Below are 20,032 nucleotides of genomic sequence, written 5' to 3' on the forward strand. Positions count from 1 at the left end.
CTGACTACCTCCTGGTCTCGGACGGGTACCACCGCAACAGCGGCCACGTCGCGTCCTCGTCGAGTTCGAAACGGCCCTCGACCGCATCGCCGATACGTATCTCGTGTGCGTCGGGCATCAGGCCGAGGACCCGTCGACCACCCGCGCGAGGGAGTTCGACGAGGGCGGTCACATACGGTGCGCGATCGGCGTACTCGCGAATGAACGGGTAGTGACTGCGCGACCATGCGTAGACGACGCCGGTCGGCTCCACAGCCTCCCAGCCAGGTTCGAGTGCGTGGCATCGTCCGCAGATCCACTGTGGTCCCCAGATCCACGTGCGGCACTGGTTGCAGCGCTGCAACCGCAGTTCACCTGCGATCATTCCGTCCCAGTACGGCTGGTCCAGACCGTCGGCCGCGGGACCCCACGGATAGTTCTGGTCGGTGCTCACGCGTCGCTCCCCAGCGGGTCGAAGTTCTCGAGCCCCGCGGCCAGCCAGCGACCGCCGTGGTGCTCCCAGATCGAGCGCAGGCCGATCGTGCGGTCGGGGAGGCGGTAGACCGCCTCCCCGATGCGAAGATCGCCGTCGGCCCGGACATCGACGATCTCGACGCTCTCGACAGCGGAGCGGGGAACGTCGACTCCGTCGAACACGGCGGGCACGTTTGCGCTGACCATCTCCGCGATCGCGGCCTTCGTGTCGCCGACCCGCACGTGCTCGACGTGCCGTTCGTAGATCTGACGGAACTGGTCGAGATCGGACTCCGGCATGTGCTGCTCCTGCTCTCTCTCGGGTGCGGTACGTCGTCGATAAAGCTAATGACTATAGATAAAATTAGCAAGAATCCGCAGGCGTGAGAAGGGTTTCGCGATTGCGGGGGCCGGTTGTGGTAAATCTAACGGTATTAGTCCAGTGGCCGGTTCGATGCGGCCCGCGAGAGGCTAAGGGCGGCCGCGACTGGATCGATCAAGCGGGGGTCGAGGCGATACTCCTCGACGCGAGCACCGTGCTGCGCGCCGCAGCGTTGAACTCGCGCGGGCGAATCACTGACCTCGGCGTGCGCGGACTCCGTGCAGGAACGTGCGGACGGACTCCACGAACAGACGGTCGTCGTCCCACTCGCCTGAGGTCAGGGACGCGACGACGTCGGGGTCGAACTGGTCGGGATCGATAGGTGCGGACATGGCGGGTCGGCCCGTCGCCGCGCACATCGCCGAGCCGATGGTCATCCGGTGCACGCTCTCGACGATGAACATCTGGTCAGCGACCGGCACTCCGTTGTCCTGCAGGATCCGGCAATGCAGTGCGTACAGCCGTTCGAGGAGGCGTCGAGGAAAGTTCTCGACGACGAGCGGCACCGACCGGGCGTGGGCCAGGAGGACTCCGCGGAAGGCTATCGTGCCGTCGACGAGCCATTCGATCCAGTCGCCGTCGACGACGTCGGCGTGCTCGGGTGTCTCAAGCACGATGGTCCGTGCGGCCTCTTCGAGGATCTCGGTCTTATCGGCGAAGTGGTTGTACAACGATGGAGCCTTCACACCGAGCCGCGTCGCGATCCGCTCCAGACTCAGCGCCGCGGGGCCGTCCGCGTCGACGATCTCCACCGCCGCGCGGGCGACTGTCTCACGCTGGATCAGCGGTTTGCGTCCCACAAGGGTCAGACTCTACGCGAGGAGATCCTCGTACCTCGTGCGGGCAGGTCGGCATAGTCGCTGCGCAGCAAGCCTTTACGGATCTTCATCCCAGCGGTGCGCGGGAGGGGGTCGGCGAGGAATTCGACGTAACGCGGAGCCTTGTACGACGACAACCGGGATCGGCAGTGCTCGACGACGTCGGACGACGTCAGCTCCTCACCGTCGACGGTGCGGATCAGGGCTGCGGGTGTCTCGCCGAACTCGGTGTCGGAGACACCGATCACCGCAACCTCGGCCACCGCAGGCATCTCCGAGATGACGCGCTCCAGTTCCGCGGCGTAGATGTTGATGCCGCCCGAGATGATGATGTCCTTGGTACGGCCGACGACCCGGATGCGTCCCTGAGTATCGCGCACGCCGATGTCGCCGGTCCTCAGTTGTCCGCCGCCGAACGTCTCCTCGGTCAGTTCGGGGTTCCGCCAGTAGCCGGCAGCCATGCCGGGACCGGAGATGACGATCTCGCCCGGCTCGTCCGGGCCGCACGAGGCCCCGTCGGCGCCGACGATGTCGAACTCGTTCAGGACCCCGCCGATGCCGACGCTGTCTGGATGCGTCATCGCGAGTTCGGCGGTCGGCAGCGTCACGTGTGATTGCGACTCGGTGAGCCCGTACACCTGGCGAAGCCCGATGCCCTTCGCGCCCCACTGCCGGATGAGGTCGGCGGTGACCGGGTTGCCGCCGGTGAAAGCGATGGTCAACGACGACAGATCGGCGTCGTCGAAGTCGGGGTGCGCCGCCATCTGCTCGTAGAACAACGTGGTGGCTCCGAGGTGATTCACGTCGTGGTCTCGGATGAGAGCCAAGGCAACGGACGGGTCCCACTCGGGGAGGTAGACGATGCTTCCGCCGAGCACCAGCGGGCCGAGGAAGCCGTTGAGGAGGCCCGCGCCGAAGGCCATCGAACTGACGCTCAACGCTCGGGCATGGAGGAACGCGGGTTCGGCCAGGCACCATTCGAAGAAGCTGCTCGCCAGCGAGTCGTGTGTGAAGACGACGCCTTTCGGTGCGCCCGTCGATCCGGACGTCGCAAGCACTGCGACCGGGTCGGAGCCGTCGACCTTCACCTGTGGCGCCGTCGCGGTCGATCCTTCGGGTCGGCCGACACGAGCGAGGTCGGTGGTCGGCACGTCCAGATCGGCGACCCCGGCACGAAACGCGTCGGCCACGACGATGACACTCGGCGTGGTCTGGGCGACGGACTGGGCGAGGTCGGCTGGGCCGCTGCGCTCGTTGAGCGGACAGACGACGGCGCCGAGCCGGATCGCACCGAGTGCGGCCACCACCCACTCGGTGCCGGGGCGGCCCAGGATCGCGACGCGGTCGTGCTGTGCGACCTGGTGCTCGTCGGCGAGTTCGGCTGCCGCCCGCGTCGAGGCGGCATCGAGTTCGCGCCAGGTCAGTCTCGTGTCGTCGCACGCGACCGCGAGTTCGTCGGGTCGGCGGACGGCCCATGCGGACAGTGGTCGGAGAATGCTGGTGTTCACGGGGTGATCCTCGGGTCGAATTGAATGAGAACGTCGGTTCGGTCGTGACCGAAGGCGGCCGACCGAAGGAGGTCGATCAGCTCGTCGTCGCGGCCGTCGACGGCCGCCTCTATCGAAGTGGCGCCCGCTGCGAACAGTCGAGTGACCGCGTCGTGGATCGTCGCAGGGGTGTGGACCGCGGGCCCGCCGCAGGCGAGATCGATTGAGCCCGTTCCGTCGACCACGTCGTCGACGACGCGCTCGGCGAGGGCGCCCCAACGATCGCCGGACACCGACGCGGAGTCGTGCGACGTGTCCGCAGTCGGAGCGCGGTACGCCGACATCGCCGGCAGCACCATATGGTGTCGCTCGCCCACGGTGATCGCGCCGAAACGACGGGCCAGGCGCAGCGCTGCCGGGTGTGATCCGTATGCGCACGCGACGACGAAGTCCGACACGCCGGGTGCGGCGAACCAGCCTTCGATGCGAGTTCGTTCGATCGCCGCTGTCGCGACGCCGGTTGAGCGGTACTCCGGCGCGATCACGACGTCGAGGACTCTCGCCGACGAACCGGGGCGGTCTGTCATCACCCCCGCGAGACGGGACCGGTCGGCCGCGGGGAGCGACCATCGGTGCAGTCCGGTCCGGACCTCGACGGTCGATGTCGCCGGTGCTGTCCGTCTGCCGCGCTGCGACGCAAAGCTCATCTCTTCGTCCACGGCCCGCGCGGCGGCGATCAGTTCTCGGGCGGTCTGGCGAGGCGGGCCGTCGTAGAACTCCAGGGTCACCAGTGGATCGTCTGCAGCGGCGTCATCGGTTCGCACCCTCGTCATCGGGGTGCACCGATCAGGTCGGCGATCAGCCTGCGGAACATGTGGCTGGCGATCTCGTTGCGCCCCAGCAGCATCGGTCCCGCATCCAGATTGTTCATCGACCGCTGTGAACCGTCGAGAATCGGGAAGTCCTCATCGTGCAGGATCGCGATGAGGAGTCCCCAGTTCTTGGCCCACCTCTTCTCCCAATGGGCGGGCTCGAGTCCGCTGGCCTCGACCGACGGGGCCATGATGCGCATCTGCATGATCGATTGGTTGGGGTCGGCTCCGACCGGTCGAAACGTCAGCAACTCGAAGTGCGTCGCATGCTTGAGCAGCATCGTGTTCGGGCCGAGGAAGCAACTCTCGATGGTGTGCGCCTCGAAGGACTCGTCCCATTCGACGTCCTGGCCGATGTACTGGTCGAGAGTCTTACGAGCGGTGAGGAACCAGAACGAGCGACCGAAGTCCTCCAATGCGACGGCGTTGGTGTGGAGCATCTTCCCGGCGGTGTTCGGGTGCGCGTACTTGACGTGGTAGTTGTCCAGGAAGCCGTCCTGCATGATCTTCCAGTTGGTCGGCCGGCGGTAGGTGTGGGGGTCGATGCTCACGAGGTCGCCGATGTCGTACGACGCCATGATCGCGTCCATCTCCGGGCCGAGCCAAGCGGCGACGTCGATGCTGCGGTTCGGGTCGTCGACGACCCAGATGAATCCGTGTCGCTCCTCGACTGGGATCTGGACGAGGCCGTACTGCGATCGGTCGAAGTCGCCGAAGGTGTCGTCCAGGGTGACGGTGCGCAGTTCGCCCGACGGGTCGTAGGACCACCGGTGGTACGGGCAGGAGAACAGACGGCACCGACCAGACTCCTCGGCGACGAGTTCGGCTCCGCGGTGGCGGCACGAATTGATCATGGCCTTGACCCCACCGTCGCGCTGCCGGATCAGAATCACCTTGTTGCGCGGAAGTTCCACAGTCACGAAGTCGTTCTTGCGCGCGATTTCGGACGAATGCGCGGCAATGAACGGCACTGTGCCGAAGATCCGGTCGCGCTCGAGTTCGGCCCGGAGCGGGTCGGCGAAATCGGGTGCGGCCGATCCCGCGACCTCTGGCCACAGGTCGGTGGTCGACCCGTCTAGATGGCCGAGCAGGTTGCGCAACGCGCGTGTCCTCAGATGATTGATGTCGATGGCAACGGTCATGGCGACCTCCTGTGACGAGTGGGTGGCTGTGATCACCGACACTGACGGCGGGTGTGGCATTAGACTAATGGTATTAGTTTATTGCCGTCAACCGTCGAGTCGATGGGGCCTCGTGCCGTCACCTATTCGGCGCGCCACGCTGGTGCGCGTTTCTCGGCGAATGCGCGCGGGCCCTCCTGCGCGTCCCTGCTGGAGAACACTGCGCGGATCTCCGACTTGTTGGCCGCCCACCGATCGCTCTCGGCAGGCACCGTGCCGTCGACGATGCCGAGTGCGAGCCGCTTGGACGCCTGGACTGCCAGTGGGGCGTTGGCGGCGATCTCTTCGGCGAGTTCGATCGCTGCGTCGACGACGTCGGTGTCCGGTACGACGCGGTTCACGAGTCCGAGGTCGGCGGCGTGGGCGGCCGAGACGGCACGGCCGGTGAGCAGAATCTCCATGCCTGCCTTCTTTGGCAGCGCCGCGACGATGCGGAACGCGCCGCCTGCTGCGGCGATGATGCCGCGCCTGACCTCGGGGAGTCCGAATGTCGCACGTTCGGCGGCGACCGCCAGGTCGCTGGCCAGGACGAGTTCGGTGCCCCCGCCGAGTGCTGTGCCGTTGACGGCTGCGATGAGCGGGGTGCTGATCGGATGTGTCACGACGCCTGCGAATCCCCACTTCCGGCGGGTCTTGTCGGTCGCGTCGATGCTCTCGCCGCGCGAGATCGCCTTGAGGTCGGCACCTGCGCAGAACGACTTGTCTCCGGCGCCGGTCAATACGATCGCACGGATCTCGGGGTCGGTGTCAGCCTGCTCGAGGGCTTCGCCGAGTCCGTCGGCGACGGCGGAGTTCACGGCGTTGCGCGCCTCCGGTCGGTTGATCGTGATCACGGCGACGTGACCGCGATTCTCGACGAGGACGGCGGGTTCGTCGGCTCGCGTGTACTCGGGTGCGTTCATGGGGGTCTCCATCGGTCGTCGTCGGCGGCTTCGTCGGTTGCGAAGTGCACTTTGGGGTTCGATCGAACTCCGGTGTCGTAAATCTTATAGCGATAGATTTACCGGGGCTGGCGTTCGGTAGTGACGAGGAGCAGCGAATGCGGGGAGACCGTCCGGAGAAAGTACCGTTGGGATGAGGTGATCAGCGCTGGGACGCCGCGTAGATCTCCTCGATAACGTCGGAGTACTTCGATGCGACCCCGCGACGCTTGAGCTTCATCGTCGGAGTGAGTTCCTCCGAGTCGGGAAGCCACTCGTCGTCGAGGATGCGATATGCCTTGATCTGTTCGATGCGCGAGAGTTGCGAGTTCGCGGTCTCGACGGCTGCGTCGACGGCGGCGATCAGGTCGGGATCGTTCACGATCGCGGCGGGCGAGGTGTCGGCGTACCCGTGAGCGGCAGCGAACGTGCGCGCCGCATCAGGGTCGATGACCACCAGTGCCACGTTGTAGGGTCGTCGATCACCGATCACGCACGCCTGGCCGATGAGCGGGTTCGCGCTCTTGAGCTTGCCCTCGATGTTGACCGGCGACATGTTCTTTCCCGCCGCGTTGATGATCAGTTCCTTCTTGCGGTCGACGATGGTGACCCAGCCGTCGTCGTCGATGGTGGCGATGTCCCCGGTGTACAACCACCCGTCGGCGTCGATCGCCTCGGCGGTCTTCTTGGGGTCCTTGCGGTAGCCCCGCATCACGTGAGCGCCTCGCAGCAGCAGCTCGCCGTCCGCAGCGAGCTTGGCCTCCGTGCCGGGCTGAGCCAGTCCGACCTTGCCGACCCGGATGTCGGTCGGGATGTTGGTGAAACCGAGTGCGCCCGTCTCCGACATGCCGAAGCCTTCCTGCAGCGGCAGGCCGAGCGCCAGGAAGAACTCGTGCACGGCGGGTGCGATCGGTGCGGCGCCCGTCATCAGCAGTGCGACTCGGTCGAACCCGAGCTGTTCACGGAGTCCGGCGAAGATCTCCGCGTCGGCGTGGGCGACCGCGGCCTCCATGTCGGCGGGTACGTCGGACCGACTCTGCTGCAGCCGGACGCGTGACGTCGCGGTGTCGACGGCGGCCAACACGTTCGGTCCGTTCGCGGTGTCGGACGCTGCGCTGAACCGGGCCAGAAGAGCAGCCCGCAGCTTCTCCCAGATTCGGGGGACGCCGAGGAACCACGACGGGTGAGCGGCGGCCACCGCCGCGAACACCTGCGATGCATCGCCGACGGTGGTGATCGGCCATCCGGTCACCGTCGCCAAATAGTGCGAGAACACCCGGTCCGCGGCATGCGCGGTAGGCAGGTACGAGATAGCCGCGCCGTCGACGGCGAAGGGGAAGCGCTGATTGCACGTGTGCATGACGAACATCAGGTTCGCGTGGGTGAGTTCGACGCCTTTGGGTGCGCCGGTAGTGCCCGAGGTGTAGATCAAGGTGGCCACGTCGTCCGGCGACACGTCCGACCATGTTGCGGCGTAGTCGAATTCGGCAGGCGTGCGGGTCCGGAGGTCGTCGAGCGAGAGAACCTGTGCGGCGCCGACCGTCGAGGGGAGGTCGTCATCGGGATCGAGCACCACGACGTACCGGAGTGCGGGAGCCTCCGAGCGCGCGATGACGTCGAGGAACCGGCGCTGGGCCACCACGACCGAGTTCTCGGCGTTGCCGAACAGGTAACTGATCTGGTCGGGCGCCGACGTCAGGTAGATGGAGAACGGCGTGGCGGCGAGATGCAACGCGGCCATGTCGACGATGTGGAACTCGGGACTGTTGGGCGCCATCACTGCGACCGTGTCGCCGCGTCCGATGCCGAGCGAGGCCAGCCCGCCTGCGACTTCCTCGACGGCTGTGGCGTACTCACTCCATGAGAGTTCCCGGTCTTCACCGAAGGCGATGAGCGCGGCCTGGTCTGCGCGGTTCGCTGCGGTCGCCTGAAACGCGGCGGGCAGGGTGGAACAGGCGACGCCGGGAGCCGCGGTGACGGTGTCGGTGGTCTGTGCACTGGACATGTGTGGCCTCATCTGGAGTGGATCGACAGGGTGTGGGATCGGGGCGAGCGAGAGGTTCAGGACGTCTGGGCGGAGGCGGGAGTCTTCTCGGTGACGATGAAGTCGGCCTCGTTCGGCTCGTGCACTCGCGACCAGTAGTCGACGTAGCGCCACGGACTGTTGGTCACGATGCGACCGCGGTCGTTGCGGTAATAGGTGGTGGTTCCGCCGAAGTCCCACACGGTGGACGCCATCGCCTCATCGAGTTCGGTGTTGTATGCGTCGTGCACGTCCTCGCGGACCTCGATGCTCGCCAGTCTGCGGTCGATCATCGACGAGATGAGGGACGTGACGTGCTGGACCTGCATCTCCGTGCCTGCGATGACGGTGCCGCCGTGTCCCGTGTTGGTGTTGGGTCCGTACAAGCAGAAGAAGTTCGGGAACCCGGGGACGGTGATGCCCAAGTAGGCGCGGCCGTCTCCTTCGCCCCATGTCTCGTGCAGGTCGCGGCCGTCGCGGCCCTTGACCTCGATCGACGCGAGTACGTCGACGGCTTTGAACCCGGTCGCGAGCACGAGGACGTCGGCTTCGTGCTCGACCCCGTCGGCGGTCCGGACCCCCGTGGGGGTGATGGCCTCGATGCCGTCGGTGACCAGGTCGACGTTGTCCCGGGTGAGCGTGCGGAACCAGCCCGCGTCGATCAGCAGGCGCTTCCCGTACGGCGGGTAGTCGGGCACGCTCTTGGCCAGGAGGTCGGGGTGCCGGGCCAACTCGTGCTCGATGTAGGCGGTCAGATGCGCTCGCAGCCGATCGTTGGCCTTGTTGACCGCGCGACCGAGGTGGGGGTACTCGGGGTCGACCTGCAGTAGCTTCCACACCTTGTCGCCCATCCGCCAGAACAGGCGGGAGCGGTACCACGCCACGTAGAAGGGGACATGGGCGTTCAGGAAGTGCTTGGCGTCGTCGACCGACTCACCCTTCAACGGGTGTGGCATCGCCCACTGCGGAGTCCGCTGGAACACGGTGACCTGATCCGCGATCTCGGCGCTCGCCGGAACGAACTGCATCGCGCTGGCCCCGGTGCCGATCACCGCGACGCGCTTGCCTTCGAGGCTGACAGCGTCGTCCCACCGGGCGGTATGCAGAGCAGGCCCGGCGAAATCGTCGAGGCCCGGAATCCTCGGGACGCTCGGCTGATTGAGGAGCCCGACCGCGCTGACGACGACGTCGGCGGCAATGGCCTCGGTCGGCTCGTCGCCGTCGGCCGGGCCGATGGTGACGGTCCAGGTCGATGCGTCCTCGTCGTACGATGCGACGTGCACCTTGGTGCCGAAACGCGCGTGCTCGTCGACGCCGTGACGGGCGGCGAGTTGGTTCCAATAGGTGTTGAGCTCGGACTGCGGTGCGAAGTATCCCGACCAGTCGGGTTTGGGGTCGAAGGAAAGGGCGTAGAGGTAGCTCGGGGTGTCCACACCGCAACCGGGGTAGACGTTCTCGTGCCAGGTGCCGCCGACGGAGTCGTTCTTGTCGATGATCGTGTAGTCGATCCCGGCCTGCCCCAACCGAACCGCCATCGCCAGTCCGGAGATTCCCGCCCCGATGATGACGACGTGGAACGGCGTCGTCGACGCCTGTTCGGGCTCGGTGTGCCGCGGCGCGAGCCCCATCTCCTCGGCGAGCAGCGGGCCGTACTCGGGGCCAATCGGCTCGGCGAGCATGACCGAGAGGATAGCCGCGACGCGCTCGGGTGCGGGCGGATCTGTCGGCGCCGTCAGCTCGCCCGACTGCCACCGGAGGAGCACCTCGCGTGCGTTGTCGCGAATCCGGGCGGCCGTCGCCTCGTCGAACCCACCCGAATCGTGGTCGCCGAGATCGGTGGGAGCCGTCGGCAGATAGGGGTCGCGGATCCACTTGTCGTCGCCGGTTAGCAAGGCCAGAGATCCGAGCAGGATCGGCAGATTCGCCTCTGCGAGAGCGGAGTCGAGCTCGGTCTCGGTGAAGTCGGGGGACGGAGCGAACGCGCCGGCGGGCTGTGCGCCCCAGTTGGAATCAGGGAAGTTACTGGACTGCGGCATACGCTTGACCATACAATCTGTTCAGACGTGGTGTCAATCACAATCGCAAGACCGGACGGAGTCCATAGATGTTCTTGGAGTGCAAGCAGGACGTGATGGCCGAAGCGCAGATCGTCGACACACGAATTACAGTGGGCGACTACCGAACTCGAGTTCTAGAGGTGTCGGGTCACGGCCCGCTGGTCTTGCTGCTGCACGGCTTCGCCGACAGTGCCGACACATGGCGTCCACTGCTTCTCGAACTGGCTGCGCGAGGGCAGCGAGCTGCCGCCGTCGATCTTCCGGGCTTCGGCGCAGCCAGCGGCGTCGGACGCACGGATCTGCTCGACGAGTACGACGGATTCATCACCGCGGCGCTACAGGTGCTGCACCCGAGCAACGGTCCCGCGGACACTGGCTCGGCCGCAGATCCGATTCCGGCGGTCGTGGTCGGCAATTCGATGGGCGCCACTCTCGCGTTACGCGCGGGGACCGACCGGTCCGACGTGGGGGCAGTGGTCGCACTGGCTCCGGCGGGTCTTGGGTTCCATCCGGTGCTGCACACGATGAGCGGAGCACTGGACCGCCTACTGCCCGCGCTGAGGGTGGCGTACAGGGTGCCCTATCCGGCGATCTATGTGCAGACGCTCATCGCGGCCTATTACCGTGTGCGACTCGCTCCAGGCCTGTGCAACGCCTGGCGGTTCGGGTCGCATTACGACGGGATGCGTGACTTCCGACGGATCGGAGTCATCGGCAGAAGACTCATGGCCGAGGTGCAGGCCGGCTGTTTGGACTTCTCGACGATGACCCGGCCGATCATCCTCGTATGGGGGTCGGCCGACCCGGTATGCGACGTCGGTGGCGCAGATGCGCTCATCGACGCGGTCACCGACTCTCGCCTCCTCGTCGTTCCCGGCAGTGGGCATCTTCCGCAGATCGAGGCTCCCGACGTCGTCGCAGACGCGATCGGAGACGCAGTGGACCTCGCCCGCGGCTGAGGCCGCCACACCCCACCGAATCTCGCTGACGAACAGGAAGTCCCGACATGCCCGAATCAGACCAGCCGGAATCTGACCAGCACGGACCGACGCGGAACGACGGCGGGCCGTGGGCCACGTTGAGCCACGCCGCTCGCACTGCGGCGAACGTCGTCGAGTATCTCCGCTTCGGCGGGCTGGAGACCGGCGAGGAGCCGTCGCCGTTCGACATCGTCATGCGCACGCCATTGTTGACCTGCGCCGCTACTTCTCGGGCGAGGCCGTTGACGACGAGGGCGCCGTTCGGGCGCCGGTACTCCTGGTTCCTCCCCTCATGCTCAGCGCCGACGTCTGGGACGTGTCGCCGTCGACGAGTGCGGTCGGGTTCTTGCACCAGGTGGGGCGCGATCCATGGGTCGTCGACTTCGGAGACCCGGCTGCTGAACCCGGCGGACGGCAGCGCACCGTGACCGATCACGTCCTCGCGGTCTCCGATGCGATCGCCAAGGTCCGTGAGATCTCTGGATCCGACGTGCACATCGGTGGCTACTCGCAGGGCGGCCTGTTCTGCTATCAAGCCACCGCACTGCGCCGGACGGACGGTGTCGCAAGCATATTCGCGCTCGGAAGCCCGATGGAACCGCTCTCGCTGCCCGGCGTCGACCTGCCGGAGGAGGTGTTCGCCGCGATCTCGCGCTTCGGTGTCGACGTGCTGTCCAAGACGGGGCTGCCCGGGTGGGCGGCGGCCAACCTGTTCAGCTGGACGTCGCCGGTCGCCACCGCCAAACAGCGTGTGCAGTACCTCGCCGCACTCGGGGACCGGGATGCACTGCTGCCTCGAGAACGCCAGCGACGCTTCTTGGCACGTGAGGGGTGGATCACGTTCCCCGGTCCCGCGATCGCGGAGGTGATGGAGTCGATGACCAACGAGCGCTTCGTGCGCGGGGGACTGGTCTTCGACGGCCGGGTCGTGACGCTCGCCGACGTGACCTGTCCGGTGCTGATCTTTACCGGACAGTACGACGCCTTCGCGCCGCCGCGCGCGGTGCGTGACGTGGTCAAAGGTCTGCCGTACGCAGACGTGTGGGAGTGCTGCATCCCGACCGGGCACTTCGGGCTCGGTGTGGGCTCCCGTGCGAATCGCGAGACTTGGCCGACAGTCACCGAATGGGTCGAGTGGACGAGCGGTCGCGGCGAGCGTCCGGCGAAGATCGTCGACGCACGCGACGGCGGCATGCAGGCGCGGCCTCGACCGCCCGGCGGGAGCATCGTGCGCCAGGTGGTCAACGTGGGGACGGCGGGTGCGCTCGCAGCTCTAGGTCTCGCAAAAGGCGTCCTCGACCGGGTCGGCGGCACGCTGACCGATCTGGCGAACGAGGCCGTCGAGCAGATCCCCAGACTGATCCGACTCGAGCGGGTCGGACCGACGACGACGGTCTCCTACGGGAGTCTGCTGGCCCAGTCGCACGAGCAGGACCCAGACGCCGTCTGTCTGTTCTATCGGGGCCATGCCTATTCGCGTGAGGACATCCGGCGCGAGATCGACGACCTGGTATTGCGGCTTCTACACGTCGGCGTGCGGAGAGGGGAGCACGTCGGGGTGCTCGTCTCCTCCGGAGCGGTACTCCTGTCTACGGCCGCGGCACTGAGTCGCATCGGTGCGGTCGCCGTTCTCCTGCGGCCCGGCAGCGACACTGCGACCGAGGCTCGGCTCGGCCGAGCCCGGCGGATCGTCGTCGACGGTGAACACCTGCCGGTGGTCGTGGGACTCGATGTCACAGTGCATCTGGTCGGCCCGGCGGGTGAGCAGACGAGCGGTGGTGCCGCGGGCGTATCGGAACTCGATGCCGTCGACTCCTCGCTGGTTCGGGTCCCGCAGTGGTTCAGGACCGATCCCGGCCGTGGCCGCGACCTCGGGTTCGTTCTCTTCGGCGACGGCGCAGAAGGCATCCGCGCGCTGCCGGTCAGCAACAGTCGCTGGGCGCTGTCGGCTTACGGGGCCGCGTCGGCGGCGGCACTCACTGAAGCCGACACGGTGTACGCGGCCAACCCCATGTATCACCCGTCAGGTCTGTTGTTGGCTACCGCGGCTCCGGTCGCGGCGGGCGCACGGCTCGCCCTGACTGACGAGTTCGATCCCGAGCGGTTCTGGACCGACGTGAGGCAGTACGGCGCGACGGTCGTGCCCTACACGTGGAGCATGCTGTCGCTTCTCGTGGCTGAGCCGAACCGGGTCGAAGAGACTCATCATCCGATTCGGCTGTTCATCGGATCGGGGATGCCGGTGGCGTTGTGGCACAGAGTAGTCGACCGCTTCGGTGAGGCACGCGTGCTTGAGTTCTTCGCTCCGGTGCGCACGGACGCCATCCTCGCCGAGGTCTCCGGTCGCAAGATCGGGTCGGTGGGGAGGTGCCTTCCAGGCACTGCGCGGACCGAGTTGGCCGCAATCGATCCGGCGACGGGCGGTCTGCGATACGACGCGGGCGGCTACCTAGTTCGCGCGAAGTCGACCGCTCCGGCACGCCTCCTCGTCGCCGCGGACCGCGAGCGACCGCAATGGGAGGACGCGCCGATGCGCGGGGTATTCGGTCCGCACGACGCGTGGATCGACACCGGTGAGGACTTCTACGCAGACGCCGACGGCGATCTGTGGCCGTTGGGTCGGGCGAGTGACGTCGTCGTCGGCGACGACGGCCCACTGCGGCCTCGCACGGTCGAGGACGCCCTCTCGTCGCTGCCCGACGTCGCGATGGTGGTCGTCGGTTCACTCGACGGACGACTGTTCGCGGCCATCGCGACGAGCGACGGGACGCGACTCGACACGGCACGTGCCCGCACGGTGCTCGCCGGCATGTCCGGTGCGGCGTCGAACGTGGTCGTAGTCGAAGTCGACCGGATTCCGCTGAGCCGTTGGTATCGCCCAGACATGGCTGCGCTGAGTCGTCTCGTGGCAGGAAAGCTGTCGACGAAATAGCGAGAGACAAGCTATATAGACAAGGTGTATGGTGTTCTGATGACTGCAATGACTACTGAACGTCCGTCGCGATCGGTGTACAGCGGAGATCACGAAGAATTCCGCTCTAGCTTCCGAAAGTTCCTGGAGACCCGAGTCGTGCCCCACTACGACACATGGGAGAAGCAGGGTGCTTTTCCGCGGGAGATGTTCGCCGAAGCGGGGTCTCATGGATTCCTCGGAATGGCGATAGGGGAGGAATTCGGCGGCGGGGGCGTCGATGACTTCCGGTTCAACGCCGTCATCGCGGAAGAAGTGGCGCGCGCGGGCGTGATGTCATTCGGGGTCAACCTGCACAATGACATCTGCATTCCGTACTTTCTGCGTTATGCAGACGCCGATCAGCGTCGCCGATGGCTGCCGGGGCTCGCCTCCGGTCAGTTGATCGCAGCGATCGCGATGACCGAACCCGGTACCGGTTCGGACCTGGCAGGCATCGCGACGACGGCGGTTCGAGACGGCGACGAGTTCGTGATCAACGGAGCCAAGACCTTCATCTCGAACGGCATCAATGCCGATCTCGTCATCGTCGCCGCTCGGACCGAGAGCGACGGCGACCGGCACAGTGGCCTGTCCTTGATCGTGGTCGAGCGTGACACACCGGGGTTCACTCGGGGTCGCAATCTCGACAAGATCGGCATGCATGCGCAGGACACCGCCGAACTGTTCTTCGACGACGCTCGCGTGCCTGTGTCGAATATCCTCGGCGAGTTGGGATCCGGGTTCAAGGCGCTGGTCTCGAACCTTCCACAGGAACGGTTGACGATCGCTGTTGCGAGTGCCGCGGCCGCCGCGCGGGCCGTAGAGCTCGCCTCGGAGTATGTGACCGAACGGACCGCGTTCGGCAAACCGTTGTCGGCCAATCAGAACACGCGATTCACCCTCGCGGACTGCCACGTGCAGGCCGAGGTGGTGCGCACGTTCGTCGCGGACTGCCTCGCGTCGCACGTCGACGGGACGTTGAGCGCCGACCGCGCCGCGATGGCGAAGTTGGCGGCGACCGAGGCCCAGGGCGTCGTCGTGGACAAGTGCCTGCAGATGTTCGGCGGATACGGATACATGGCGGAGTTTCCGATCGCTCGCGCGTACGTCGATGCGCGCGTCCAGCGGATTTACGGCGGCACCAGCGAGATAATGAAAGAGATCATCGGAAAGTCGATGGGTGTCTGAGATATGAAGCGCACAATCTTCGAGACCGAACACGAACAGTTCCGAGAGACCGTACGCGCCTTCTTGATCAAAGAAGCGGTACCCCATACCGCTGACTGGGAGTCGGCGGGACTGGTCGATCGAAAGTTCTGGTCTGCGGCAGCGGCTCACGGAATGGTCGCCTTCTCTGCACCCGAGGAATACGGGGGAGCAGGGCTGCGTGATTTCCGATTCAACGCGGTGATCGACGAGGAGATCGTCCGCACCGGCGCGGTCGGCGACGGCTTCTCGCTCACCAACGACATCGTCCTTCCGTACTACCTGGACATCGCCACACCGCAACAGCAGGAGCGATGGCTGCCGGGCATCACCGCCGGTGACACCGTGATCGCGATCGCGATGTCCGAACCCGGAACCGGGTCGGACCTGCGCGCGATCAAGACCACGGCCGTCCGCGACGACGGCGGCTGGCGTCTCACCGGATCGAAGACGTTCATCACCAGCGGCATTCAGGCCGACCTGGTGATCGTCGCTGCGCGGATCCCCGAGGACGACGGCGGCGGGTTCGGCTTGTTCGTAGTCGCAGCCGGCGCAGACGGATTCGAGAAGGGGCGCAAACTCGACAAGATCGGTCGCCGGGCGCAAGACACCGCCGAACTGTTCTTCGCCGACGTCTTCGTACCCGACGCCGACGTGCTGGGTGAACCGGGATCAGGCCTGCATTACATGATGGGCAACCTTGCGCAGGAACGCCTTTCGATGGCGGTGGTGGCAACCGCGAGCGCTGAGTACGCACTGGAGACGGCGGTCGCGTACGCATCGGAACGCACGGCGTTCGGCAAACCGATCGGCAGCTTCCAAGCGAACCGATTCACACTCGCCGAACTCTCCACCAAAGTGTCCATCGCGAGGGTCTACATCGACCGATGCATCGCGGCCGCAAACGCGGGAGAACTGACCGCGGCCGAGGCTGCCGGTGCGAAGTTCTGGACCACTGAGTTGGAGTTCGAGGCACTCGACACGTGCCTGCAGATCCACGGCGGCTACGGCTATATGGAGGAATTCGAGGTTGCCCGCCGCTGGCGGGACGCGCGAGTACAGCGGATCTACGGCGGTACGAACGAGATCATGCGCGAGATCGTGGGGCGCTCGTTGGGGCTGTAGCGGCGCCGTCGCACAGCCGGCTGCTAGGTCGACCCCGGAGCCCTCGCGGGCGCGGGGTCGACGTGGTGTGAACAGCGGCTATCCGAGTCGTGCCGGACTGCCGCATCCCACCCCGCCGCCGTCGAGGGGGATGACCGTTCCGGTGAGGTATCGACCCGCTGCCGAGGCCAGGAATATAGTCAGGCCTGCGATGTCGTCTGGTTCGCCGAGTCTCCCGAGTGGGACGCTCGCGCGAACGCGATCTAGGGATTCCGGATCGTCGGTGATGAAGCGCATCATACGAGACTCGAATGGCCCCGGCGCGATCGCATTCGCGGTGATCGCTTCGGGCGCAAGCTTCTTCGCGAGATGTCGGGTGAGTTGGTGCAGCCCGGCCTTGCTGGCGCTGTAGCTGAAGCTGTCCATCTCCGGAACATTGATGCCGTCCACCGAGCCGATGTTGATTATCGAGGCGCGATCGTCATTCTGGCGGGCGGCGCGCAGCGCGGGAAGCAAGGCGACGGTCAGATGAAACACCCCGGCGAGGTTGGTGCTGAGGACCTTCTCCCAGCCGTAGTCGGGGAACTCCTCGAGCGGCGCGCCCCACGTGACACCGGCATTGTTGACGAGAATGTTCAGTTTCGGGTGCACCGCAACGACTTCGGCGCCGAGTGCACGCGCAGAGTCGGGTGTCGACACGTCGCCCACAATGCCGGTGACGACGCCGAGTTCGGTGAGGTCCGCGACGGTGTCCGTGACCGCTTGGGCCTTTCGCGATGCGATGACGACGTGTGCACCGGCCGCGGCCAACCCAGCGGCGATCATCTTCCCGATTCCGCTGGTGCCGCCGGTCACCAGGGCCGTCGAACCGCTGATGTCGAACAGTTCTGCTGGCTTCACTGGGCTCCTCCTCCAAAGCTCGGGTACTGCCGGCCCGCGGTACGACTACCCGTGTGACCGTACGGAACGTCAGGCGTTCCGGGGCTTCGACCCGTGAAAACAGTCAATCGAGCGAGGTGACGCCAGCGGCCGTCAGCTCGTCTATCTCGGCATCGCTGAACCCGGCGTCCGCCAAGACCTCTCGACTGTCGGCCCCCGGCGACCGGCGGCTCCTCGGAGTCGTCGGCGGCACACCGTCGAACCGCGGTGCTGGAGCCGGTTGGACGACGTCGTCGACCTCGAGGAAGGTGCCGCGGGCGACGTGGTGAGGATGCTCGACGGCCTCCGCAAGCGGTAGCACCGGTGCGTAGCAGGTGTTGCGCCCAGCGAAGGCGACGTCCAACTCGTCGCGAGTGCGCTCACTGACCGCGGCGGCGAGCACGCCTCGGAACTCGTCCCAGCGGCTGCGGTCGAACTGGTTGTGTCGGACCTCGTCGGGCAGGGCTAGGACATCGCACAGTTCGGCCCAGAACTGCGCCTCGATGGCGCCGATGCTGACCCAGTGTCCGTCTCGGGTGAGATACGTGTCGTAGAAGAACGCGCCGGTGTCGAGCAGATGAGTGCCGCGTTCGGTCGAGAACTCGCCCTCCGCGCGGTACGAGTGCCACATCGCCATGAGTGCCGACACACCGTCGATCATCGCGGCGTCGACGACGCGTCCTCCTCCGCCGCCACGTGCGGCGAGGATCCCGGACACCATGCCGAAGCCGAGAAGCATTCCGCCGCCGCCGAAGTCGCCGACCAGATTCAACGGCGGCACGGGTGGCTGTCCCTCGCGACCGATCGCGTGAAGTGCTCCGGTCAGCGCGATGTAGTTGATGTCGTGACCGGGCATCGCAGCCATCGGCCCGGTCTGACCCCAGCCCGTCATTCGGCCGTACACCAGGTCGGGGTTCACCGCTCGGCACTCCTCGGGACCGACCCCGAGATGTTCTGCGACACCGGGGCGGAACGTCTCGATGAGGCCGTCGGCCGTCGAGCACAGGCGGCGGACCACTGCTGCGCCGTCGGCCGTTTTCAGGTCGACGGCGAGGTGGCGCCGACTGCGGAACATGATGTCGTGGCCCGCGACTGCCCACGGATTGCCGCCGGGCCGGTCCACGCAGACGACGTCGGCTCCGAGATCAGCGAGCATCATCGCGGCGAACGGCCCGGGGCCGATGCCCGCGAGTTCGATGACGCGGACTCCGGCCAGGGGAGGGGGATGCTGTCGGGAACTCACCCCTGTTTCACCGTCGGCATACCGCCCTTGTTGGCGGCGATGTCGGCTCCGACCTCTTCCGGGTTGGCCACCTCGTGCGAGGTGTCGCCGTCGGGTACCGCAATGGCGTCGTTGAAGTTGTGCAGGAGCGTGAACGCCGCCTTCTCGTCGTCGTGCGGCAGGGCCCGCTGGATGCGGTCGGCGACTCGGATGAGCGGGCGGGCCGCAGGCAGAATGTGTCGCCATGGCGTCTTCTCCGCGCCGAGTGCATCCATGACATCGGCCGGCAGCCATTCGCGCAGCAGTCCGTAGGCGAGCTTGAGACGCCGGTCGTTGGTCATGACCTTCGCGATCGGGCCGGGCAGGACTTCGACGTCGCCCGGCGGGTGCTCGATGCTGAACCTGATGACGGAGTCGACGACGTCGCGGCACAACTCGTCCGGCGGCAGTTCGAGCATGGTGTGCAGATCGGTCTTGCGGCGCGCGTCCTCGTAGCCGGTGTGCAGAAGTTCGGGCGGCACGCCGATCACCCAACCCACGTAGCGAGACAACGCGAAGATGTCTTCGAGTTCGCGATCGGAGAACCGAATGCCCGAGGCTTGGACGGCGTCGGTGAACTTGACGCCGAACTGACCGGCCTGCGTGACCATCGAGTCCATGTTGTTGATCGGGATGCCCCAGTCGGCCCAGTCCCACGCATCTGAGGTGCTCAGACCGTGTCGTACGGCGGCGTGGATCATCCGGACCTTGGCGGTGAGTCGGAAGCCCTCCTCGAATCGCTGCATGCCGCCCGGCGTGTATGCGGCGACGACATAACGGAAGCTCTCGACCAGCCGCGTGCCGACCTTGTCTGCTTTACGGAGGCGGCCGCTGAAGAGGACTGGTCGGGTAGCGCTGTACATCGAGAACCCGCCTGCGATGGTTCCCCAGGCGAGGATCGGCTGGACGATCAGTCCGGCGCGCCAGAACGCGACCGCGCCCCGGTACAGCTGGTCGAAGTCGACCCAGTCGGGGACCGTCTCCATCTGTTCGAACAGTGCCGCGACGCCGGGAGTCACATCGTCCAGCGCGTCGATGCCGTGTTCGACTGCGGTGTCGAACGTCCGCCAGTTCATCGAGTTGCTCTTGTCTTTGAAGTCGAGGAACGCCCGGTAGGCGTAGTCGTCGGCAAGGAGAGCGTGATCTGTCATGGTCTCGACCTCGGAACGCCCGTACATGGCGACGGCCTTGTCGACGTTGTTCATTCGGCCGAGGTCGATGCCCTTCGGCAGCCCTTCGGGGACGTCGAGGTCACCGCGGAAGGTGAGCGGCTCGGTGGTCATCAGATGTGCCTCCTGTGCGTGATCGGATGTCCTTGATCGGATCTTTGTGACGACTGTTACATCGAGGGTAGACCCAACCGGACACTATGTCTACACTCAATGTCTAGTTAGGTGTTCAGTGGTATTGGCCGATC

At 66.2% G+C, this 20,032-nt stretch carries 16 protein-coding genes; 4 read left to right on the plus strand and 12 right to left on the minus strand.

The annotated features are described in order from the left end of the window. Positions 1 to 4: 4 nt before the first annotated feature. The 9 genes from L5G32_RS13680 to L5G32_RS13720 form a co-directional block, all read right to left on the minus strand. Positions 5 to 364, minus strand: coding sequence for a Zn-ribbon domain-containing OB-fold protein (locus L5G32_RS13680; RefSeq protein ID WP_237011648.1), 360 nt, complete (start codon positions 362 to 364; stop codon positions 5 to 7). 65 nt (positions 365 to 429) lie between these two features. Further along, positions 430 to 753: a hypothetical protein gene (locus L5G32_RS13685; RefSeq protein WP_237011611.1), complete on the minus strand. Its 324-nt coding sequence runs from the start codon at positions 751 to 753 to the stop codon at positions 430 to 432. Between the two features lie 273 nt (positions 754 to 1,026). Then, positions 1,027 to 1,635: a TetR/AcrR family transcriptional regulator gene (locus tag L5G32_RS13690; protein WP_237011612.1), complete on the minus strand. Its 609-nt coding sequence runs from the start codon at positions 1,633 to 1,635 to the stop codon at positions 1,027 to 1,029. A gap of 5 nt (positions 1,636 to 1,640) precedes the next feature. Continuing rightward, entirely contained in the window at positions 1,641 to 3,161 is a 1,521-nt protein-coding gene (locus tag L5G32_RS13695) for a class I adenylate-forming enzyme family protein (protein ID WP_237011613.1), read from the minus strand. After that, positions 3,158 to 3,973 (minus strand): N-acetyltransferase, encoded by an 816-nt coding sequence (locus L5G32_RS13700; protein WP_237011614.1) that lies wholly within the window; start codon positions 3,971 to 3,973, stop codon positions 3,158 to 3,160. Before L5G32_RS13700 ends, L5G32_RS13695 begins: the two co-directional genes overlap by 4 nt. After that, positions 3,970 to 5,154 (minus strand): aromatic ring-hydroxylating oxygenase subunit alpha, encoded by a 1,185-nt coding sequence (locus L5G32_RS13705; RefSeq protein ID WP_237011615.1) that lies wholly within the window; start codon positions 5,152 to 5,154, stop codon positions 3,970 to 3,972. The genes L5G32_RS13700 and L5G32_RS13705 overlap by 4 nt, the downstream gene beginning before the upstream one ends. A gap of 122 nt (positions 5,155 to 5,276) precedes the next feature. Next, a complete protein-coding gene (locus L5G32_RS13710) occupies positions 5,277 to 6,095 on the minus strand; it encodes a crotonase/enoyl-CoA hydratase family protein (protein ID WP_237011616.1) in 819 nt (272 codons plus the stop codon). A gap of 181 nt (positions 6,096 to 6,276) precedes the next feature. Next, positions 6,277 to 8,118, minus strand: a complete 1,842-nt coding sequence (locus L5G32_RS13715; protein ID WP_237011617.1) for an AMP-dependent synthetase/ligase — start codon at positions 8,116 to 8,118, stop codon at positions 6,277 to 6,279. Between the two features lie 56 nt (positions 8,119 to 8,174). Beyond that, complete coding sequence (locus tag L5G32_RS13720; RefSeq protein ID WP_237011618.1) at positions 8,175 to 10,172, minus strand: flavin-containing monooxygenase; 1,998 nt, start codon at positions 10,170 to 10,172, stop codon at positions 8,175 to 8,177. Between the two features lie 68 nt (positions 10,173 to 10,240). Between L5G32_RS13720 and L5G32_RS13725 the strand changes: the two genes are divergently transcribed. The 4 genes from L5G32_RS13725 to L5G32_RS13740 all read left to right on the plus strand — a co-directional run bounded on the left by L5G32_RS13725 (position 10,241) and on the right by L5G32_RS13740 (position 16,457). Next, positions 10,241 to 11,152: an alpha/beta fold hydrolase gene (locus L5G32_RS13725; RefSeq protein ID WP_237011619.1), complete on the plus strand. Its 912-nt coding sequence runs from the start codon at positions 10,241 to 10,243 to the stop codon at positions 11,150 to 11,152. Positions 11,153 to 11,465: 313 nt separating this feature from the next. Next, positions 11,466 to 14,105, plus strand: a complete 2,640-nt coding sequence (locus tag L5G32_RS13730; protein ID WP_237011620.1) for an AMP-binding protein — start codon at positions 11,466 to 11,468, stop codon at positions 14,103 to 14,105. A 48-nt stretch (positions 14,106 to 14,153) separates the two neighbouring features. After that, positions 14,154 to 15,314, plus strand: a complete 1,161-nt coding sequence (locus L5G32_RS13735; RefSeq protein WP_237011649.1) for an acyl-CoA dehydrogenase family protein — start codon at positions 14,154 to 14,156, stop codon at positions 15,312 to 15,314. 3 nt (positions 15,315 to 15,317) lie between these two features. Then, entirely contained in the window at positions 15,318 to 16,457 is a 1,140-nt protein-coding gene (locus L5G32_RS13740) for an acyl-CoA dehydrogenase family protein (RefSeq protein ID WP_237011621.1), read from the plus strand. Between the two features lie 78 nt (positions 16,458 to 16,535). Here the strand turns inward: L5G32_RS13740 and L5G32_RS13745 are convergent, their stop codons facing one another. From L5G32_RS13745 to L5G32_RS13755, 3 genes are all read right to left on the minus strand, one after another. After that, positions 16,536 to 17,336 carry an SDR family oxidoreductase gene (locus L5G32_RS13745; protein WP_237011622.1) on the minus strand — a complete coding sequence of 267 codons (801 nt, stop codon included), beginning with the start codon at positions 17,334 to 17,336 and terminating at the stop codon, positions 16,536 to 16,538. Between the two features lie 103 nt (positions 17,337 to 17,439). Beyond that, positions 17,440 to 18,597 carry a CaiB/BaiF CoA transferase family protein gene (locus tag L5G32_RS13750; RefSeq protein WP_237011623.1) on the minus strand — a complete coding sequence of 386 codons (1,158 nt, stop codon included), beginning with the start codon at positions 18,595 to 18,597 and terminating at the stop codon, positions 17,440 to 17,442. Continuing rightward, positions 18,594 to 19,898, minus strand: a complete 1,305-nt coding sequence (locus L5G32_RS13755) for an oxygenase MpaB family protein (RefSeq protein WP_237011624.1) — start codon at positions 19,896 to 19,898, stop codon at positions 18,594 to 18,596. The genes L5G32_RS13750 and L5G32_RS13755 overlap by 4 nt, the downstream gene beginning before the upstream one ends. Between the last annotated feature and the right edge of the window lie 134 nt (positions 19,899 to 20,032).

Source organism: Gordonia zhenghanii, assembly GCF_021738965.1.
Classification (GTDB): domain Bacteria; phylum Actinomycetota; class Actinomycetes; order Mycobacteriales; family Mycobacteriaceae; genus Gordonia; species Gordonia zhenghanii.